The sequence below is a fragment of the Streptosporangium sp. NPDC050148 genome, assembly GCF_055586505.1.
Window position 1 is genome coordinate 205,813 of the sequence record NZ_JBVJIA010000007.1, and the last position, 18,852, is coordinate 224,664.

An 18,852-nucleotide genomic window follows, 5' to 3' on the forward strand; every position below is an offset into this window, starting at 1 on the left:
ACCCCCACGCAGACCGCGTATGCCGCCCGCTGGCTCCTCCTCCCCCCCCCCCCCCCCCCCCCCCCCCCCCCCCGGACCCCGGAGACGGACCCCGGGGACGGACCCCAGAGACGGGGGCCGGAGACGGGGGCCGGAGGCGGGGGCCGGAAGGCGGGGGCCGGAAGGCGGGGGCCGGAAGGCGGGTCAGGGGGCGTTGAACCCCAGCGTGTAGGCACCCGAACCGGCCGTGGCGGTCACCTTGTAGCGGTAGCGGCCCGCCGTGCCGGTGTAGCCGATCTTCTCGTCGGGACCGGCGCCGCCGGAGGTGGCCACGGTCGTCCAGGTTCTGCCGACCAGCTTCTGCAGGTACAGGTCGAGGTCGGAGCCGGGGGGACCGTCCAGGCAGCCGGCGTGAGGTCCGGTGACCCTCGTCGTGTAGTGGACGTTCCTCGGCTGGTAGGCGGACTCCCCGGCTTTCACGGTTCCGTCGTAGGTGCTGGAGTAGCCGGTGCAGGTGCCGGTGGTCGGCGGCGGGGGGTTGCCCGCGGTCGTCCTCAGCTCCAGGCCGTAGGCGGACAGGACCTCAAGGATCGGCTGGAAGTAGGTGACGCCGCCCAGGTTGCAGTCGCCCGAGCCGCCCGAGGCGATGCCCTGGGCCTGGTCGGCGGAGATGAACGCCCCGCCCGAGTCGCCGCCCTCGGCGCAGACGGTGGTGCGCGTCAGCCCGAAGACGGTGCCCTGGGGGTAGGTGACGCTGGCGTCGCGCTGCTGGATGAGACCGCAGTGGAAGTCGGTGGTGGAGCCGGCCCGGCAGACCGAGGCTCCCTCGATGGCGACCTTGGCCCCGGCGACCGGCACCGTGCCGCCCTGGCCGTTGTCCACCGCGGGCGTGGCCGTCCAGGCGGAGTTGACGCTGACCCAGGCGTAGTCGTCGCCGGGGAAGTCCGACGCCTGGAAGACGCCCTGGGCGACGCGGTTGAAGCCGGTGGTGACCGCCCCCTTCACCCCGCAATGGCCCGCGGTGACGAACCCGGCCCGGGTGTCCTTCAGGACGGAGAAGGCGATCGAGCAGCGGCGGGTGACGCCGATGTAGTAGGCGTTGCCGCCGACCAGGTCGAACAGCGGCAGTGGAACCTCGGTGGAGGGCAGCACCAGCACCGCGCCGGTGTCGATGCCGGTGCCCTCGATGACGGTCTCGGCCTCGTCGGGGCGCGGGGTCAGCACGACCACCCTGTTGCCCCGGACGTCGACGTAGCGGACGCTGGAGACCAGCGGTTTGGGTGGGAGAGTGGCGTCGACTCTCTCCTTGACGGTCTTGAGGACCGTCAACGACCTGGTGACCACGTCGGCCTGGGCGCCCGCGGCGAGGATCACCGGGATGTCGGCGGCGCTGGTGGTGGCCACCACCAGCGTGTGCGCGCTGTTGCCGCGCAGCCACGCGCCGGCGAAGCGGGGACCGAGCACCTTGCCCAGCCGTTCCGCGACCGGGGTGAGGCGGGCCTCGTTCAGCAGCCGGGCCTGGGCCTGCTCGGCGTTCAGGCCGAGATCGCGCTGCAGGGCCTCCAGCATGCCCGGCGGTGGTGCGACGCCCCGGCCGGTCCGGGCGGCCGGTGTCCAGGTCGCGCCCTCCGTCCCCGGCGAGACCGATGTCCCCGGTACGGTGGCCGCCCTGCCGACCGGGCCGGCCGTCCGATGGTCGGCGACCGCGGGAACGGCGGCCAGGGCGAGCGCGACGATCGCCAGGACGCCTCCCGCCATGGTGCGGCTGCGAGACATGGGCCTTCTCCTCGACCTCTGCGTGCGGAGTCTTCGAGGGGATTCGCCCCATGTCGTCGGCGGACCACATGACACGGACACCGCCACCCTAGATCATCGGACGGGGACCGGGCCGGTGAAGGCCGCGCGCCACGCGGGCGCCGATGTCCTGCAGGTCCGCACATCCCGCGCCACCCGTACCTCGCCCGGCCCGGCCCTGGAGGACGGCGCAAGACACGCCGCATCCAGCCAGGTCACGGGGAATCGAGGACCTGATCGAGGGTATGGCGTAGCGCTGCGCCGGTCGGGGGTCCCCCGTCCCGGCGCGCGGATCTGCTTCTACCCGAACGCGATTCTCGGTCGCGGTGGCGGTCCCCCGCACCGCGGCCGGAGGGGATGGATGGACGATGGAAGAGTCCCACCCGGTGAAGGAAACGGTTCACAAGGTGATCGACACGGTGGTCGGCGCCGTGTCCGGCGACGAGCACGCCGGAGAGATCCCCGGCCGGCCGGGCAGCGAGCCGCCGTCGCTCCAGGAGCCGACCGAGCCCCGCCCGCCCCTGCCGCCCAAGCCCGACCAGAGCGCGCCGGACGTGTTCAGCGCCACGGGGCGGCCCGTCGACGAGCCGCGGACGACGCGCTCCCAGAGCGGGGAGTACCTGACGACGGCCCAGGGCCTGCGGCTGCCGGACAGCGACCACTCGCTCAAGGTCGGCCCCCGGGGCCCGGTGCTGCTGCAGGACCACCACCTGCGCGAGAAGATCATGCATTTCGACCACGAGCGCATCCCCGAGCGCGTCGTGCACGCCCGCGGCGCCGCCGCGCACGGCGTCTTCCGCGGGTACGGCACCGCCTCGACGGTGACCCGGGCGGCGTTCCTCGCCGAGGGCGTCGAGACGCCGGTCTTCGTGCGCTTCTCCACCGTGCTGGGCTCGCGCGGGTCGGCCGACACGGTACGCGACACGCGAGGGTTCGCCACGAAGTTCTACACCTCCGAGGGCGTCTTCGACCTGGTCGCCAACAACATCCCGGTGTTCTTCGTCCAGGACGCCATCAAGTTCCCCGACGTCGTCCACGCGGCCAAGCCGCACCCGGACCGTGAGATCCCCCAGGCACAGAGCGCGCACGACACGTTCTGGGACTTCGTCTCCCTGCACACCGAGGCCACCCACCACACGCTGTGGAACATGTCCGACCGCGGCATCCCCCGCTCGTACCGGACGATGGAGGGCTTCGGCGTCCACACCTTCCGGCTGGTCGACGCCGCCGGGGAGACGACGCTGGTGAAGTTCCACTGGAAGCCCAAGGCCGGGGTGCACTCGCTCGTGTGGGAGGAGGCGCAGATCATCAACGGCGTGGACCCGGACTTCCACCGGCGCGACCTCGCCGACGCCATCGAGGCCGGCGCGTACCCGCAGTGGGAGCTGGGCATCCAGGTCTTCCCCGACACCCCCGAGCAGACCTTCGAGGGCATCGACCTGCTGGACCCGACGAAGATCGTGCCCGAGGAGCTGGCCCCGGTGCAGCCGATCGGCCTGCTCACCCTCAACGCCAACCCGACGAACTTCTTCGCCGAGACCGAGCAGGTCGCCTTCCACCCGGGCCACCTGGTGCCGGGCATCGACGTCACCGACGACCCGCTGCTGGCCGGGCGGCTCTTCTCCTACCTCGACACCCAGCTCACCCGGCTGGGCGGCCCCAACTTCGGGCAGATCCCGATCAACCGGACGCACGCCCCGGTCAACGACATGCTGCGCGACGGCTTCCACCAGACGGCCGTGCACGCCGGGGTCGCGCCCTACAAGCCCAACTCGCTGGACGGCGGCTGCCCCTTCTTCGCCGGGAGCCAGGAGGGCGGGTACGCGGAGACGCCCGTCCAGGTGCCCGCGGCGCGGAAGGTGCGCGAGGCCCCGGCCTCGTTCGACGACCACTTCGGCCAGCCTCGCCTGTTCTGGCTGAGCCTGACCCCGACCGAGCGCGAGCACGTCATCGCCGCGTACACCTTCGAGCTCGGCAAGGTCTACGAGCAGGCGATCAAGGAGCGCACCCTGAAGGTGCTCGCCCGGATCGACCCGTACCTGTGCGAGCAGGTGGCGCAGGGACTGGGCCTGCCGGTCCCGGAGCCGTCGGGCCCGCTGCCGTCCCCCGTGCCCAGCCCCGCCCTGTCGCAGCTCGGGAAGGCCTGGCCGGTCACCGGACGGATCATCGGCATCGTCGTCGGCCCGGACGGTGACCTGGACGCGGTCCGCACCGTCCGGCAGGCCGTCCTGGACGGTGGCATGGTGCCGCTGGTGATCGCCCCGGTGGGCGGCACGCTCGCCGCGGACGGCGGCACTCCCGTCACCGTGCAGCGCACGTTCGCCACCGCCCGGTCGGTCGAGTTCGACGCGCTGCTGCTCGCCGGTACGCCCGCGCCCGGCGCGGACGCCTACGGCGCGAGGGACGCCAAGGCCGGGAACGGCACGCCGGCCGGGGCGCCCGTCGACCCGCGGGTGCTGCTGATGCTCGGCGAGGCGTTCCGGCACGCCAAGCCGATCGGCGGCTGGGGCGACGCCGGACCGGCGCTCACCGCGGCCGGGGTCGACCCCGTGGCGCCCGGCGTGGTCGTGGCCGGCAGCGGGGAGGCCGTCCTGGCGGAGGTCGTCCGGCTGCTCGCGGAGCACCGGATCTGGGACCGCTTCCCCGCCGCGGCCGGTGTCGTCTGACCCGGCCCGACGAGGCCGCGGTGTGACGTCCCGTGACCGGGCCCCGGTGTGACGGGATCCCGTGACCGGGCCGCGGTGTGACGACGAGGGCCCCGGCCCCGTCCCTCGCGGGCGGAGCCGGGGCCCTCGGTCGTGGAGAGGTCGCGGAACGGGTCAGGGAGCCGTGAACCCCACGGTGTACGCGCCGGCACCGGTCGCGCTGACCACCCGGTAGCGGTAGAAACCGGGGGTGCCGGTGTAGGCGAGCCTCTCGTCCGGGCCGGGACCGTCGGAGGAGGCGACGACCTGCCAGGCGGAGCCCGTCCACTTCTGCAGGTACAGGTCGAAGTCCGCACCGGTGGGACCGTCCAGGCAGCCGGAGTGAACCCCGGTGACCTTCGCCGGGTAGTAGGCGTTCCTCGGCAGGTAGGCGGACTGGCGGACGATCAGGGTGCCGGTGGGGGTGCTGGCGTACCCGGTGCAGCCGGCCGCGGCCGGCGGCGCGGGCGGGGTGGTGCCACCACCGCCACCGGCAGCGGTGGTCGTCAGGGCCAGGCCGTAGGTGGTGAGGATCTCGGCGATCGGCTGGAAGTAGGTGACGCCTCCCGAGGCGCAGTCGCCCGAGCCTCCGGAGGTGACGCCCTGGGCCTGGTCGATGGCGATGAACGAGCCGCCCGAGTCGCCGGGCTCGGCGCAGACGCTGGTACGGGTCAGCTCCAGGACGGCGCCCTGGGGGTAGGTGACGCTGGCGTCGCGCTGCTGGATGAGGCCGCAGTGCCATTCGGTGGTGGAGCCCGACCGGCAGACCGAGGCTCCCTCGATGGCGATCCTGGCCCCGGCGACGGGCACCGTACCGCCCTGGCCGTTGTCCACCGCGGGTTTGGCCGCCCAGTTGTTGTTGACCGCGACCCAGGCGTAGTCGTTGCCGGGAAAGGACGACCCCTGGAACACCCCCTGGGCCAGGCGGTTGAAGCCGGTGGTGGCCGCGCCCTTCTTGCCGCAGTGGCCTGCGGTGACGAAGCCGGTCTGGACCCCCTTGGTGACCGAGAAACCGACCGAACAGCGGCTGGCGGTGCCGACGTAGTAAGCGGTGCCGCCGACCAGGTCGTACAACGGCTGCGGTGCCTCGCTGGAGGCCAGCACGACCACCGCGTTCTGCTCCACGTCGGAGGCCTGCACGAAGTTCTCGGCGACCTGGGGTTCGGTGGTCAGCACGACCACCTTGTTCCGCTTGACGTCGACGTAACGCACGCTGGAGACCGCCGGTCTCGGCGGCAGGGTGGCGTCGAGCTTCGCCTTGATCGCGGAGAGTTCCGCCAGTGACCGGGGGACGACCTCGGCCTGCGCGCCGGCGGCGACGATCTGGGGGATGTCGGTGGCCCTGGTGCTGGCCACCACCAGGGTGCTCGCCGTCTTGGTCCGCAGCCAGGCACCGCCGAAACGGGCGCCGAGATTCCTGCTCAACTGCTCCGCGATCGGCATCAGCCTGATCTCGTTGACCAGCCGGGCCTCGGCCTCGGCCCGGGTCAGACCCAGGTCACGCTGCAGGGTCCCCAGCATGCCCGGTGGCGGCTTCATCGCCTTCGCGGCCGTCGGAAGAGGCGACGGGCTCACCGTCCGGCCGTTCGCGCCGGCCGGGACGGTGGCCAGGGTGAGCGTGGATATCGCCAGGACGCACCCGGCGGTGACGGCGTGTCTGCGGGACATTGGGTCTCTCCTCGACCTCGGCTTCCAGAGCTGAGGGGGGAGATCACCGCATGTCACCGACCGGCCGGATCATGCGGGCAACGTCACCCTAATGCAGTCGTCGCCGGTCAAGACCCTAGAGGCCACGCGCCACGCGGGGAGATTTCATGACGTGTCGACCTGAACGGGTTCGGTGAGGCCAGAAACTCAGAGTCGGCTCAGGAGCGGTTCAGAGGCGGCTCAGAGTCGGCTCAGGGAGCGGTGAACGCCAGGGCGTAGACGCCGGAGCCGGCCGTGGCGGTCACCCGGAAGCGGTACCGGCCCGGCGTACCGGTGTAGGCGATCTTCTTGTTCGGGCCGGGGCCGTCGGAGGAGGCGACGACCCGCCAGGTGGAGCCGTTCCATCGCAGCAGCTCCAGATCGAAGTCCGCGCCGGTGGGACCGTTCAGGCAGCCGGAGTGGAGCCCGCCCTTCCTGGCCCGGTAGTAGACGCCCCTCGGCTGGAGGGCGGACTGGCCGACGGCCAGGGTGTCCTGGTAGGTCGTGAGATACCCGACGCAGGCGTCCGGATTCACGGGGGCCCGGGTGGGGGCGGTGGTGGTCTTCAGGGTCAGGCCGTAGGTGGTGAGGATCTCGGTGATCGGCTGGAAGTAGGTGACGCCGCCGGCGCCGCAGTCGCCCGAGCCTCCGGAGGTGACGCCCTGGGCCTGGTCGATGGCGATGAACGAGCCGCCCGAGTCGCCGGGCTCGGCGCAGACGCTGGTGCGGGTCAGCCCGAAGACGGTGCCCTGGGGGTAGGTGACGCTGGCGTCGCGCTGCTGGATGAGGCCGCAGTGGAAGTCGCTGGTGGAACCGGACCGGCAGACCGAGGCTCCCTCGATGGCGGCCCTGGCCCCGGTGACGGGCAGGGTGGCGCCCGCCCCGTTGTCGACGGCCGCGATGGCCGTCCAGCCCGGATTGGCCGCGACCCAGGCGTGGTCGTCGAGGGGAAAGCTGGACGCCTGGAAGACTCCCTGGGCGACACGGTTGAAGCCGCTGGTGGCCGCGCCCTTCTTGCCGCAGTGGCCTGCGGTGACGAAGCCGGTCTGGACCCCCTTGGTGACCGAGAAACCGATCGAGCAGCGGCTGGCGACGCCGACGTAGTAGGCGGCGCCGCCGACCAGCTCGTACAGCGGTTGCGGCGCCTCGTTGGAGGGCAGCACGACCACCGCGTTCTGCTCCACGTCGGAGGCCTGCACGAAGTTCTGGGCGACCTGGGGCTCGGTGGTCAGCACGACCACCTTGTTCCGCTTGACGTCGACGTAGCGCACGCTGGAGACCAGGGGTCTCGGCGGCAGCGTGACGTCGAGCTTCGCCTTGATGTCGGTGAGTTGCGTCAGCGACCGGGGGACGATCTCGGCCTGCGCGCCCGCGGCGACGATGGCCGGAATGTCGGCCGCGCTGGTGGACGACACCACCAGCGTGTTCGCGGTCTTGGCCCGAAGCCAGGCGCCGCCGAAGCGGGTACCGAGCATTTTCGTCATCTTCTCCACGATCGGCGCGAGGCGCGTCTCGTTGAGCAACCGCTCCTCGGCCTGTTCCGCGGTCAGTCCCAGGTCACGCTGAAGGGCCTCCAGCATGCCCGGTGGTGCCACGACCGCCGCTCGCACCCCCTCCGTACCCGTCACCCTCTCCGTCCCCGTCGCGCCCGGTGCTCGCGACAGGGGTGATGCGGAATCGGCGGGGGCGTCCGGCCGGTGGTCGGCGCCCGCCGGGACGGCGGCCAGGGCGAGAGCGGTGATCGTCAGGACGCATCCCGTGGCGACGACGTGCTTGCGGGACATGTGGTCTCTCCTCGATCTCGGCTTCCGGAGCGTTCGAGGGGAGATCGCCTTGTGTCGCCGGCGGATGTGCGATGCGGGCGCCACCACCCTAAATCAGCTGACACCGGCCAGGGGAGGAAAGCCGCTCGCCACGCCGACGCGGTCAGCGCACCGGGGTGAGCCTCAGCACCGCCTTGCCCTTGGAGAGCGACACCACCCGCACGCTGATGCCGTTGACCGTGCCCGAGCCCCCGGTACCGAACACCGCCTGCGAGGTCACGCCAGGGCCGGTGGCCTTCACCCGTACGAGACGCGAGGTGAAGGAGATGGACAGCCGGGTCACGCCGAACCGCGGGCTGACCCGGAACCTCGCGGTCTTCGACAGGGTGAGCCTGCACCTCCCGTCGTAGCAGGCGCGCAGGTTCGGAGCGGCCGCCTGCGCGCTCACCCGTACCCGCTCCGGGGACGCCTGCGGCGTGCCGCCGGCCGCCGTCCCACCGGACAGGAGGGAGGCGAGCACCAGGAGGGCGGCGGTGGTCTGGGCCATGATCTTCCTCTCGTCGTTCTCCGCGCGTCACGGCCCGGCGACCGTGTCGCCGCCCGGACTCCGCGGAGGTCGTACGTCGGCATGGAACCTGTTGAACCCGGCGGAATCCCTAGAGATCGCCCTTTGCTCACCTTCTAATGATTTTTCCTGTTTTTCTAGATATGTCTTGGTGCATTCCCATGCTTTTCGGCATCTGTCGTATATCGGTCGTCGTAGGGGCGCCATCACCTCGGAACCGGGACACGGCGGGGTAGGGTGGAGAGACCAAGGACATCTCGCGCGCCGGCATTCAGGCCGGCGTCGCCCAAGGCGATAGGCAACCCCGGTTCCCACGGGACCGAGACGGGCCGGCCGATCATGGCGCCGAAGCGCTCTCCTCTCCATACGCTCCTCAACGCCGTCGCGGGCATCGACCACGGGACCGCCCCGGAGACCGCCCCCGCGACCACCACGAGCGCCACGCCCGACGCCGCCTCACCGGCCCGCGTCAGCCTGGCCCCCGCCCTCGGCCGCGAGGGTGCCGTGGACGGGGCCTGGTGGCCGCGCTCCAGGGACGCCGCCGCGGAACTGCCCGGTCTCATCGCGGACATCGACCGCAGGCTGGACCGGCCCGTCCTGCGGGTGGGCCTTCCGCTGGACTCCTGGGACGACATCCCGCACCGCATCGCCGCCCCCGGCCGTCAGGTCAAGATCGGCTGGTTCCGCCACATGGACGCCCACGTGGTCACCCTGATCGGCGCGAACATGGAACCCGTCAACCTGCGGGTGATCCCGCCGGACACCGAGGAGGGCGCGGCCGGCGAGGCGCTGACCGCGGCCGCCGCCGGATCCTGACCCCGACCGGTCCCACGCGTTCCCCGGTCCGGCCCGGTCTCCGTCCGGCCCGCGCCTCCGGCCCTGCCCGCCTCCGGAGCCTGACCCGCCGTTCCCTCACCAGAGCGTGAGGGAACGCCGCAGGATGCCGGTGACGTCCTCCTCGGTGACCGGCCGGGGCGCGGTGGTAAGCAGCCGCTGCTGCCTCATCGCCCCCTCCGCCAGTGCCGGGACGTCCGCCTCGGTGTAGCCGACACCGCCCACGCCGTTGGGCAGGCCGACGTCCCGCATCAGTCTCGTCAGCACGGCCGGCAGGAACTCCGCCGGGTCGTCCGGCCTGACGGCCGACGGGTCGAGCAGCTCGGCCGCGCGCAGGTGCCGTTCCGGCCGCGCCTCGAAGGTGAACCTGAACGCCTCCGGGGCGGTCAGCGCCACGGCCATGCCGTGCGGCACCATCGGCTCACCGGCCGGGTATCCCGAGGGGTGGAAGTCCCTGACGCGCCCGGCGATCGGGTAGGCGTTGGCGTGCGGGATGTGCACCCCCGCATTGCCGAACCCCAGCCCGGCGAACGTCGCCGCCAGCGCCATCCGTGCCCTCGCGTCCACGTCGTCCCCGTCGCGTACGGCCGTCCTGAAGGAGTGCGCGAGCAACTGCAGGGCGCGTTCGGACCACATGTCGGCCACCGGGTTCGAACCGCAGTACGGCACCCGCTCCTCGGGACGTTTGCGCTCGTAGGAGGTGTAGGGCCGGGCCGTGTAGCTCTCCAGGGCGTGGCAGAGGATGTCCATCCCGGAGGCCGCGGTGACCTCGGGGGGCTGGGACATCGTCAGGTCGGGATCGACGACCGCCAGGACCGGGCGGAGCCGGGCGTGGCTGATACCGGTCTTGACCTTCAGGTCGAGCACGTCGAGCACGCAGATCGTGGTGCTCTCCGCGCCGGTGCCGGTGGTCGTGGGCACCGCCACCAGCGGCTTGAGCGGCCGGGAGGGTGCCAGGCCGCCGCCCACCGGGGCGTTGACGTAGTCCATCAGCTCACCGGGATTGGTGACGAGCAGGTTGACCGCCTTGGCCGTGTCGATGCTCGACCCGCCCCCGACGGCGACGAAGGCGTCCCAGGGACCGGAGGCGCGGGCGTGCTCGACGGCCGCGAGCAGGCTCTCGTCCGTCGGCTCGACGCGTACGCCGTCGTACACCGACGCCTCCATGCCGAAGCCCTCGATCTGTTCGGCGATCCGCGCCGGTGCCCCGGTCTCCGCCACCCCGGGGTCGGTGACGACGAGGACGCGGCGGACGCCGTACTGCCCGAGATCGAAGCCGATCTCGGCCGAGGCGCCCGGCCCGAACTTCAGGGCGGGGGCGCCGTAGGTGAAGACGGACTCGGGATTGCCCGGAGCGGTGTACACGCCCGGCTCCTCTCGCTGGTCCTGCCGATGTCACGGGCGACGACCGCCTCGGGTGTGCCCGCCGCTCACGGTCGGCGGCAGCCTCGGCGCACGCCCGCCGCTCACGTCAGCGAGGGTACTTCGTGCTCCTCCGCCCACCGACGCCGGATCCCGGCACGAGCCGGCCGAACGGGACCGGCGGCGTCCGGCCGTCCGTCGGCGTCCAGCGTCCGGCACGACGGCAAGAGGAACGCAAACGGATCGCAAGTCACGGTCCCTAGCATCGCCGTCATGACGAGAAGAACGATCACGCTTGCCGCGGCCGTCGCCGCCGGTGCGCTCACGATGACGACCCAGCTCCCCGCGACCGCGTCCGCGACCACCACGACCGGATCCACCACGTCCGCGACCTCCGCGTCCGGGTTCACCACGTCCGGGTCCACCGCGTCCGGGTCCACCACGACCGTGACCTCCGCGTCCGCGATCACCGCGTTCCCGTCCGCGACCTCGGCCACCGCGCTGCTGCGCCTGCGCGGCGGGCTGACCCTGGAGATCCCGGCCTCATGGCGGGTGTACGGGACAGCCGACCGGGTCCGGGTGGTGACCGGAGCCTGCGCGCGTCCCGGCGGCGACTTCTTCCAGCCCCGATGTGACAGCTTCTGGGTCATGGGACCCAAGGCGCTGAAGAACGGGGGAGAGGGACTGCGGCGCTACGACCCCACCCAGGGACCGTTCTTCCCGGCGGGCGACGTACCGCCCTGCCCGGCCGACCCCAGGTACGGTCATGTCATCGGCAAGGCGACCACGGTCGGCTATCGAAACGTCGGCGCCGGGCACAGGGCGCACTACCGGGTGTGGCCGGGCCGGTGCATCACGTACAACGGCGCCGTGCAGAAGTCGACCTTCGCACAGCGCGAGTGGTACCTGCCGACGTCGAAGATCCTCGTCGTCGACAAGTGGTCCACCCCCGGGCTGGACAGGATCCTGAAGAACGCCGTCTGGGCCCGCTGACCGCGCGTTTCGGAGAACACCGGGACCCGCGTGTTCTGGAGAGCACCGCGACCCGCGCGTCTCGGAGAACACAGCCCAGGGCCGCCGACCCGCGTATCTTGGAGAACGCCGCCCAGACTCGCTGACCTGCGGCGCGCCACCCCGTCACCCGGAACCAGACCGACCCGCCCCTCTCGTCACGGTACGACCCCCACCCGGCCGCGACCGCCTCCACCAGCCACAGCCCCCGCCCGCCGTCGTCGTCCGTCCCCGGGACGCGCACGGCGGGCGCGCTCGTGTCCGATCCCTCGTCGGTGACCTCCACGTGGACCGTCCCGGGAAGGCGGGCCACGTACACCGTCACCCTCCCGTCCGCCCCGCGCCCGGAGTCGGAGTGGGTCACCGCGTTCGTGGTCGGCTCGCTGAGCAGGAGCAGCTCGTCGTCGAGCACCGGGGCCGTGAGCCGCCCGGCCAGCAGGCCGCGCGCCCAGGCCCGCACCTCCGGCACGGCCGCCACCCTGCCTGGGAAGACCCCCGCCACGCGTTGCACGACCCGTTCGCACGGTACGGCCCGTCCGTTTTGTACGCCCCGTCCGCGCGGCACGTCCCCGGCAGGGCGGTCCCGTCCTGACATCCGGGCCTTTCCCGAGGCGGCTCCTCCTCCGCCCTCACGCGGCCACCGCCGACATGACGACGTCGGCCGCGTGTCGGCCTGCGGCGCTCCTCCGGCAACGGAGGACAGTGCGTCGAAGTTGCCACCAATGTGCCCGATCTGGTGGTCGTTCGTGATGGTAAGGACCGTGAAGGTCCCAACCTGCTCTTTCTCCTCGCCCAGGGGCGAGCTTTCATCGGTGAAGTCAAGGTGGGCCGTTTCGACGATCTGGCCTGACCATCCTCAATGGAGCGAGCACGCTGAAGGTGATGCGTGAAGCGACGGGAGCGCTAACCTCGGCAGGTGACCGACCTCCAGCACCTCGTCGATGACGCCGGCCGCGACGGAATCCAGAAACTCGTGGTCGGCGAACACGAGTCGTACCGGTGGATCACGCCCGACGAGTTGCCCGGCTCCGGCCTTACCGGCGAGACCGCCCAGGTCGTCTACGACTGGGCCGCGACTCGTCGCTGATCGAAGATGCCTCCGGCCTCCGCCTCGGCTCGTGGGATGGGACTCATCGTGAAGAACATGATCGCCCGGCTCTGGAGACTCACCAACGGCTCGCTCCAGTGGCGCGTCCTCTGGTTCCGCAACGCCAAGTTCATGGTCGGAGTGACCGGGATAGTGCGCGACAGGGATGGCAGAGTTCTTCTTCTGAGGCATCGTTTCTGGCCCGAAGGCGGGCAGTGGGGGCTTCCGACCGGATACGCCAAGGCGTCGGAGACCTTCGAGGACACGGTCCGTCGCGAAGTGCTGGAGGAGACCGGGCTGACGGTGCGCGTCGGCGGGATCGCCCATCTGAAGAGCGGCTACAGGCTGCGTGCGGAGGTGGCCTACGAGGCCGAGTTCGCCGGTGGCACGATCGAGATCGACGACTTCGAGATCCTGGAGGCAGGATGGTTCGCACCGGACGACCTGCCGGAAGGCATCCAGGAGGGACACCGCCTCCTCATCCACCGTGAACGGACGTAGCTCCCTGCTCACCCGATGCCCGGCCCGACAGGCCCGGCCCGACAGGCCCGGATCGCCGGACCGGCCGCCGAGCGGGCCTTGCCGGTGCCCGGCGGGCCGAGAAAGCTCACGCCGTCCCTCCCGTGAGTCGCGCATTCAGTGCGGCGGCGGGTCGGAGTGTCGACGGTCGCCGGCGAGGGTGGCTCGGAGCCGATCGTGTTTGAACTGGTATCTGGCCCCGGCGGTGCGCAGCACATGACGTCGGCGGGCGTCTTCGAGGAACCGCATCCCACGCAGGGGGAACAGCCCGCGCATCCGGAGCTGGGCGAAGAGCAGGCCGGTGCGCCAGATGTCGGAGATCGCCGCGACGGAACCGAGGGTGATCATGACGCCGAACCCGGTGGCGGTGACGATCCCGGCCGCCAGGCCGTGGGTACGGCCGTTCTGGAAGCCCAGCGCCAGGCCGATGGGGATCGCGGCGCTGCACGCCACCAGCAGGGCGCGCCGGCGGTCCAGGCGCCGGCGCATGCCGGGGGTGGGCGGGGTGTCGATGTCGGCGATCGGGCGGGCCACGCTGACCATGAGCCCGAACCCGAAGGCGGCGATCAGCCCGGCGAACGTTCCGTGCAACGGCGTCTTGCTCACGCCGTAGGCCAGCCCGATCGGCCCCCCGATGGTCGCGGCGGCCAGCAGATCGACGCCGCCCGGACGCAGCCTGCCCCACCGGGAGCCGGTGCTGGACGTGGGGCGGACGCGGGTGGCCGCGTGCCCGGCGGCGGCCGCCGCGACGATCCCGGCGGCCAGGCCGTACGGGTAGGTGCTCTGGTTGCCCACGGCCATGGTCACCACCATGAAGATCGCCGATCCGACCGCGGTGTTGAACACCGAGCGCGGCCGTCGGCGCAGCAGGCGGGCGAGCCGCCCGCCGAAGACGGTGCCGAGCCTGTCCGTCCAGTCGGGAGGAGGATCGCGCAGTTCGGAGACCAGACCGGCCAGCAACCCGAAACACCCGCCCATGAGGGCGCCGTACCACACGCCGAAAGCCGTTCCGGTGTCACCGGCGACCGTGTACCGCCCGATCGGGCCGAACACCACGGCGCCGATCCCGCTCATCAACAGCGTCCCGGCAAGGGCGTTGATCAGGCAGCGCTCCCACATCGGTGCCCAGTGGTGCATCCGCCACCATGCCAGGTCACCGCGGCCCATCCGGGTGGCCAGAAAGCCGAGCCACCTGCGGGCCTGCTCCACCGAAGGGCCGGGCCGGTGGGGCGGGTAGGCGGTGGGAACGACGCGGTCGAGCAGGTGGTCCTCGGCCTGCTCGCGCGTGGTGAAGCGACCTGGCCGGAGCAGGTCGGCGGCGGCGTGCGGGTCCTCGCGCAGGAGGGTGAGGGTCAGCGGCGTGTCCAGTGCCCGGCTGACCGGGTCGTCGGGGTGCTGTCGGAGCCGGTCGATCAGCCGGCTCACGGGATCGCCGTGGGGAGGTGGGTCCGGCCGGTGGTCCTGCAGATATCCGATCGCCTGCTCGCCCGTGACCGGCAGGAGCTCCACCGCCGCGGCGCCGTGCAGCGGCCTGGTCTCGGCCTGTACGGCGGCGGTGAAGTCGTCGGTGCGGGCCAGCACCAGCAGCCGGAAGGAACGGCGCCGGCGGTTGATGTGCTGCAACGCCTGTACCTGGCAGGATCGGTCCATCTCGTCGAAGCCGTCCAGGAGCAGCGAGACCATGCCGTGGCGAACCAGCTCGCCCGCCGCGTCCGGGCCGTATTCGGGCGAGGCGAGGAAGGTGTAGGCGGTGGCGAGCTGCCGGGCGAACCAGTCGTCGAGACCGTGGCGTCGGGGATCCCAGTCGCAGGCGTTCAGCAGCACCGGGACCGGCGTTCTCATGGCCTGCGGGAGGGGCAGGCGGACCCGATGATCCAGTGCCTCCAGCAGTAACAGGATGGCTGTCGCGCTCTTGCCGGTGCCGCGGTGACCCATGACGACGATGCGGCCGGAGCCCAGCCCCGCGTACAGGTCGAACAACCCGGCGAGCCCACCGCCCTCGACCGCCTGCGCCGTCGCCTGCCGGGTGCCGGGCAGCGGCATGAAGCGGGGACGCTGCGGATCGTCCAGAGCCACCCGCAACCGGCTGGCGACGGGCCGGGCGGTTCTCACCCAGCGCGGTGGGATCGGCGGCGGGTTGTCCAGTCCGCGGTCGGCCGCCTCCTCCTCCCACTGCGCCCGCAGCTTTCTCGCCAGCGCGTTGGCCGCCCTGGCCAGCCGGACGCGATCCTCGCCCTCAGCCACCGTCCCTGAAAGAGCGATGTCGTCCGGATCCGAGCAGCATCGTTCCTGAGTGAGGGATGGGAAGGCCGCCGTTTCCGGACGCCTTTCCTGTGGCAGGCCGGGTTCGAACTCCTCCCTCGTATCGCGTGCTGGGTCTGCCGTTTCATCTCTTCTGTCGGGTATCTGCTCAGAGATGCCGTGCGCGCCGGTGCTGCGAATGGGGGCGTTGACGGTGTCGTACGCCCTGGCTTCGGCGGGCACGGCCCTTCCCGAGCCGGCGGTGGCCGATTCGCGCATCGTCCACGCACGATGAGCGCGACGCGCGAGGCCGAGGAAGGCGGTGTGCTCGCCGTGCTCGACGTCCAGTCCCGCTCGGACGAGCACGGAGGAGATCAATGTCTGACGCGGGAAATGCCGCCCCTTGCGCCAGTGTCCGATTGTGGAAGGGCTCAGGTCCAGCGCCTTGGCAAGGTCGACGTCCAATGGCTTTCCGTCGCCGTCACGACGGGCCTGCCGTTGTTTCACATGCTCCGAGCGTCGCGTCGCCTCCTCCACGTACCCGAAGAAGCGGTCGAAGAACTCCGTAATCGTGTCATCTTTCTCGCTCGATGTCCGATTAGTTCCGACCATGCCTCGTTCGACTCCCTGGTTCTCTATGGGCAAGTCAGGACATTTCACGTCCACCGTATCGTGTCCCGGCTCCTCGCCGCTTCTTCCGCGGAACGCGTCCGACCGCTGCCCGCAAATGCGATTGCATTTGCAATGCAATTGCGTTCGGCCAGGTCACGGGCGTTCCCATTTGCATTTGAGTTGTTTTTCGAGGAAGGCCTTTACGGTTCGGGCCGAGCGATGATCTCCTTTCTCGGGAAGCCGGTCGGGCGGCGTTCGGCCGAATGGTCCGGCCCGCGCGGTTGAAACGCCCCAGCGGGCGGAAACGCCGCCTGCGTAGGAACACAAAAGGAGAATCAAAATGCAGAACACAGGAAAAGTCAGGTGGGCCGCCGCTTCGGTCGCGACGGTGGCGGCTCTCGCCGGCAGCCTCACGATGACGGCGTCCGCGTCCGCCGAGGCCGCCGTCACGCCCGCGGCGAGGACGGCGGTGGCGCTCCAGGCCAAGGTGTCCGCGGTGCCGTGCGGTCTCACCCACTCGACGGGTGACCTGCCCGGCGGCCCCCTGAAGATCGTCTACTACACGATTCGCAACTGCCACTCCTACACGGTCCAGCGCAAGCTGGAGATCGCCGGGACCACGGACGGGTCGTGTCACACCATTCCTGGCGGAAGGACCGTTTCGTCGTCGCGTGTCATCGCGGGCTGGGCGAGCGTCAGAGGGATGAAGGCCTGCTGAGTCCCCGCACCAGGCGCTGAGGGCGTGACTCGTCTGCTGCCACCGGTCGGCAGACGAGTCACGCTCCAACCCCTCGTCCCTCACCGGCCCGATATCCGGTGGCGCCCCCGGGCGCCGATGGTGAGGATTTCCGGTATGCGCATCCTCCTGGAGACCGACCGGCTCGTGCTCCGCGCGTTCACCGAGGCCGACACCGACCACCTGCTCGCGCTGGACGGCGACCCCGAGGTGATGCGCTTCATCGACGGGGGCCGCCCGACGAGCCGCGAGGCGATCCTGACGAGCACCCTGCCGCGGCTCCTCCACGACCATCCGTGCTTCGGCACCCGCGGCTACTGGGCCGCGGAGGAGAGGGCCACCGGGGCCTTTCTGGGCTGGTTCGAGTTCCGTCCCCCGGACGACCACGATCCCCGCGTGGTCGAACTCGGCTACCGGCTGAACAGGTCCGCCTGGGGGGCCGGTCATGCGACGGAGGGGGCGCGGGCCCTGATCCGCAAGGGGTTCACGGATCTCGGCGTGGAGCGGGTGACCGCGAACACCATGGCCGTCAACACGCGCTCCCGGCGCGTGATGGAGAAGGCCGGCCTGTCGTTCGTCCGGACCTTCACCGAGGACTGGCCGGAGGCGATCGAGGGTTCCGAGCACGGCGATGTCGAGTACGAGCTCACCCGCGACGAGTGGGAACGGCTCCGGCGGCCCGGCGCAACGGTGTCACCGTCACCGTCACCGTCACCGTCACCGTCACCGTCACGGGCACGTTGACGTCCACGTCGAGTTCCGCCGCGACGCGTGCCGTCCGGGACCCGGTTCGTTCCCGGCCTGCGTCTCAGAGCCTGCCGAGCCCGCGGGCCAGGACGGTGGCGGTCTTCGCGATGGTCGGGTCGTCGGTGGGAAGACCCGGGGTGCGGTTGGTGTAGATCGCCATGATGATGGGAGCCGCACCCCTGGCAGGCCAGATGACGGCGATGTCGTTCCCGCCGCCGAACCCGTCGGAGTTGGTGCCGGTCTTGTCGCCGACGATCCACGTCCTGGGCAGGCCCGCCCGGATGCGCTCGTCACCGGTCCTGTTCGCGAGCAGCCAGGCGACGAACCGTTCACGGTCCTTGGCGTGCAACGCCCGGCCGGTCGTGAGCACGCGCAGGTCGCGGCCGATGGCCTCGGGCGTGGTGGTGTCGCGCCTCTCCTTCGGGGTCCAGTCGTTGAGCCCGGGGTGGCGGCGGTCCATGCGGGAGACCGGATCCTTCAGCCCGCGGAAGTACCTCGTCAGGCCCGCGGGCCCGCCGACCAGTGTGAGCAGCAGGTTGGACGCGGTGCCGTCGCTCTGATTCATGGCCGCCTCGCACAGCCGGGTGACGGTCAGGCCGTCCCTGAGGTGCTTCTCGGTGACCGGCGAGTTGGGCGTCATGTCGGCGGCCGTCCACCTGACGACCCTGTTCATCAGTCCGGGTTCGGAGGTGCGCGCCCTGTGCAGCACGTTCGCGCACAGGGGTGCCTTGAAGGTGGACAGCATCGGGAAACGCTCGCCCGCCCGGTACGTCACCGTCCTGCCGGTCGCCGTGTCCAGGGCGTACGCGCCGATGCGCCCCTTGAAGGACTTCTCCAGCCCGCGTAGTTCCCTCCTGACCCGAGCCTGTCCCGGACCCGCGATCTCCGTCCGTGCCGTTCCGGCACCCGTTCCCGTCTCGGTCGAGGTCGTACCCGCGCCGGGGGTGTCGCCGGACGACGGCTGCTGCGGCTTCGGCGGTGTGGCGGACCTGGACGGGGTCGGCGACCTGTGGTCGGCGACGGTGGCCGTGCACGCGGAGAGCGCGCCGGCCGCGATGACGGAGGTCATCGTGACGGCGATCGGCCGGAGGAACCGCGCGTGATCCATGGTCTGTAGGACGTGCGGGCAACCGGCGGGGTTCCTGTCCCGGGGGGGGGGGGGGGGGGGGGGGGGGGGGGGGGGGGGGGGGGAGGGAGGGGGGGGGGGGGGGGAAGGAGGAGGAGATGCCTCC

Annotated in this window: 16 protein-coding genes and 1 pseudogene; 9 read left to right on the forward strand and 8 right to left on the reverse strand. The window is 71.4% G+C overall.

The genetic code is table 11. From position 1 onward, the window contains the following. Positions 1–183 precede the first annotated feature (183 nt). Entirely contained in the window at positions 184–1,755 is a 1,572-nt protein-coding gene (locus tag ACZ6RT_RS10305; protein WP_470152961.1) for a S1 family peptidase, read from the reverse strand. Positions 1,756–2,159: 404 nt separating this feature from the next. Between ACZ6RT_RS10305 and ACZ6RT_RS10310 the strand changes: the two genes are divergently transcribed. After that, positions 2,160–4,439, forward strand: a complete 2,280-nt coding sequence (locus ACZ6RT_RS10310; RefSeq protein ID WP_470152962.1) for a catalase — start codon at positions 2,160–2,162, stop codon at positions 4,437–4,439. A 153-nt stretch (positions 4,440–4,592) separates the two neighbouring features. On the opposite strand, the gene ACZ6RT_RS10315 is transcribed toward ACZ6RT_RS10310, so the two are convergent. From ACZ6RT_RS10315 to ACZ6RT_RS10325, 3 genes are all read right to left on the reverse strand, one after another. Then, positions 4,593–6,125, reverse strand: coding sequence for a S1 family peptidase (locus ACZ6RT_RS10315; protein ID WP_470152964.1), 1,533 nt, complete (start codon positions 6,123–6,125; stop codon positions 4,593–4,595). A gap of 230 nt (positions 6,126–6,355) precedes the next feature. Next, positions 6,356–7,927, reverse strand: a complete 1,572-nt coding sequence (locus ACZ6RT_RS10320; RefSeq protein WP_470152966.1) for a S1 family peptidase — start codon at positions 7,925–7,927, stop codon at positions 6,356–6,358. A gap of 142 nt (positions 7,928–8,069) precedes the next feature. Next, positions 8,070–8,453, reverse strand: a complete 384-nt coding sequence (locus tag ACZ6RT_RS10325; RefSeq protein ID WP_399186191.1) for a hypothetical protein — start codon at positions 8,451–8,453, stop codon at positions 8,070–8,072. A gap of 357 nt (positions 8,454–8,810) precedes the next feature. Between ACZ6RT_RS10325 and ACZ6RT_RS10330 the strand changes: the two genes are divergently transcribed. Then, positions 8,811–9,287: a DUF5994 family protein gene (locus ACZ6RT_RS10330; protein WP_399186190.1), complete on the forward strand. Its 477-nt coding sequence runs from the start codon at positions 8,811–8,813 to the stop codon at positions 9,285–9,287. Between the two features lie 96 nt (positions 9,288–9,383). On the opposite strand, the gene ACZ6RT_RS10335 is transcribed toward ACZ6RT_RS10330, so the two are convergent. After that, positions 9,384–10,670: a hydroxyacid-oxoacid transhydrogenase gene (locus ACZ6RT_RS10335; protein WP_470152969.1), complete on the reverse strand. Its 1,287-nt coding sequence runs from the start codon at positions 10,668–10,670 to the stop codon at positions 9,384–9,386. Positions 10,671–10,940: 270 nt separating this feature from the next. Here ACZ6RT_RS10335 and ACZ6RT_RS10340 point away from each other — a divergent pair, with 270 nt between their 5' ends. Continuing rightward, complete coding sequence (locus ACZ6RT_RS10340; protein ID WP_470152970.1) at positions 10,941–11,660, forward strand: hypothetical protein; 720 nt, start codon at positions 10,941–10,943, stop codon at positions 11,658–11,660. A gap of 160 nt (positions 11,661–11,820) precedes the next feature. Here ACZ6RT_RS10340 and ACZ6RT_RS10345 read toward each other — a convergent pair. Continuing rightward, positions 11,821–12,273, reverse strand: a pseudogene (locus ACZ6RT_RS10345) (ATP-binding protein); the annotation flags it as partial. Positions 12,274–12,351: 78 nt separating this feature from the next. On the opposite strand from ACZ6RT_RS10345, the gene ACZ6RT_RS10350 reads away from it, so the two are divergent. From ACZ6RT_RS10350 to ACZ6RT_RS10360, 3 genes are all read left to right on the forward strand, one after another. Next, positions 12,352–12,528 carry a DUF397 domain-containing protein gene (locus ACZ6RT_RS10350; protein WP_399186660.1) on the forward strand — a complete coding sequence of 59 codons (177 nt, stop codon included), beginning with the start codon at positions 12,352–12,354 and terminating at the stop codon, positions 12,526–12,528. A 66-nt stretch (positions 12,529–12,594) separates the two neighbouring features. Then, on the forward strand, positions 12,595–12,765 hold the full coding sequence (locus ACZ6RT_RS10355; RefSeq protein ID WP_399186188.1) for a hypothetical protein: 171 nt from the start codon (positions 12,595–12,597) through the stop codon (positions 12,763–12,765). 36 nt (positions 12,766–12,801) lie between these two features. Continuing rightward, positions 12,802–13,266, forward strand: a complete 465-nt coding sequence (locus tag ACZ6RT_RS10360; RefSeq protein ID WP_399186187.1) for an NUDIX domain-containing protein — start codon at positions 12,802–12,804, stop codon at positions 13,264–13,266. 135 nt (positions 13,267–13,401) lie between these two features. Here ACZ6RT_RS10360 and ACZ6RT_RS10365 read toward each other — a convergent pair whose 3' ends face one another. Further along, complete coding sequence (locus ACZ6RT_RS10365) at positions 13,402–15,528, reverse strand: hypothetical protein (RefSeq protein WP_470152973.1); 2,127 nt, start codon at positions 15,526–15,528, stop codon at positions 13,402–13,404. Between the two features lie 288 nt (positions 15,529–15,816). Between ACZ6RT_RS10365 and ACZ6RT_RS10370 the strand changes: the two genes are divergently transcribed. The 3 genes from ACZ6RT_RS10370 (at position 15,817) to ACZ6RT_RS10380 (ending at position 17,617) form a co-directional block, all read left to right on the forward strand. After that, entirely contained in the window at positions 15,817–16,422 is a 606-nt protein-coding gene (locus tag ACZ6RT_RS10370; RefSeq protein WP_470152976.1) for a hypothetical protein, read from the forward strand. A 55-nt stretch (positions 16,423–16,477) separates the two neighbouring features. Continuing rightward, the gene (locus tag ACZ6RT_RS10375; RefSeq protein WP_399186184.1) at positions 16,478–16,855 is read left to right on the forward strand and encodes a hypothetical protein; all 378 of its coding nucleotides are present in this window, start codon (positions 16,478–16,480) and stop codon (positions 16,853–16,855) included. Positions 16,856–16,990: 135 nt separating this feature from the next. Further along, positions 16,991–17,617, forward strand: a complete 627-nt coding sequence (locus ACZ6RT_RS10380) for a GNAT family N-acetyltransferase (protein WP_470152978.1) — start codon at positions 16,991–16,993, stop codon at positions 17,615–17,617. A 64-nt stretch (positions 17,618–17,681) separates the two neighbouring features. On the opposite strand, the gene bla is transcribed toward ACZ6RT_RS10380, so the two are convergent. Then, complete coding sequence (gene bla / locus ACZ6RT_RS10385; protein WP_470152980.1) at positions 17,682–18,728, reverse strand: class A beta-lactamase; 1,047 nt, start codon at positions 18,726–18,728, stop codon at positions 17,682–17,684. Between the last annotated feature and the right edge of the window lie 124 nt (positions 18,729–18,852).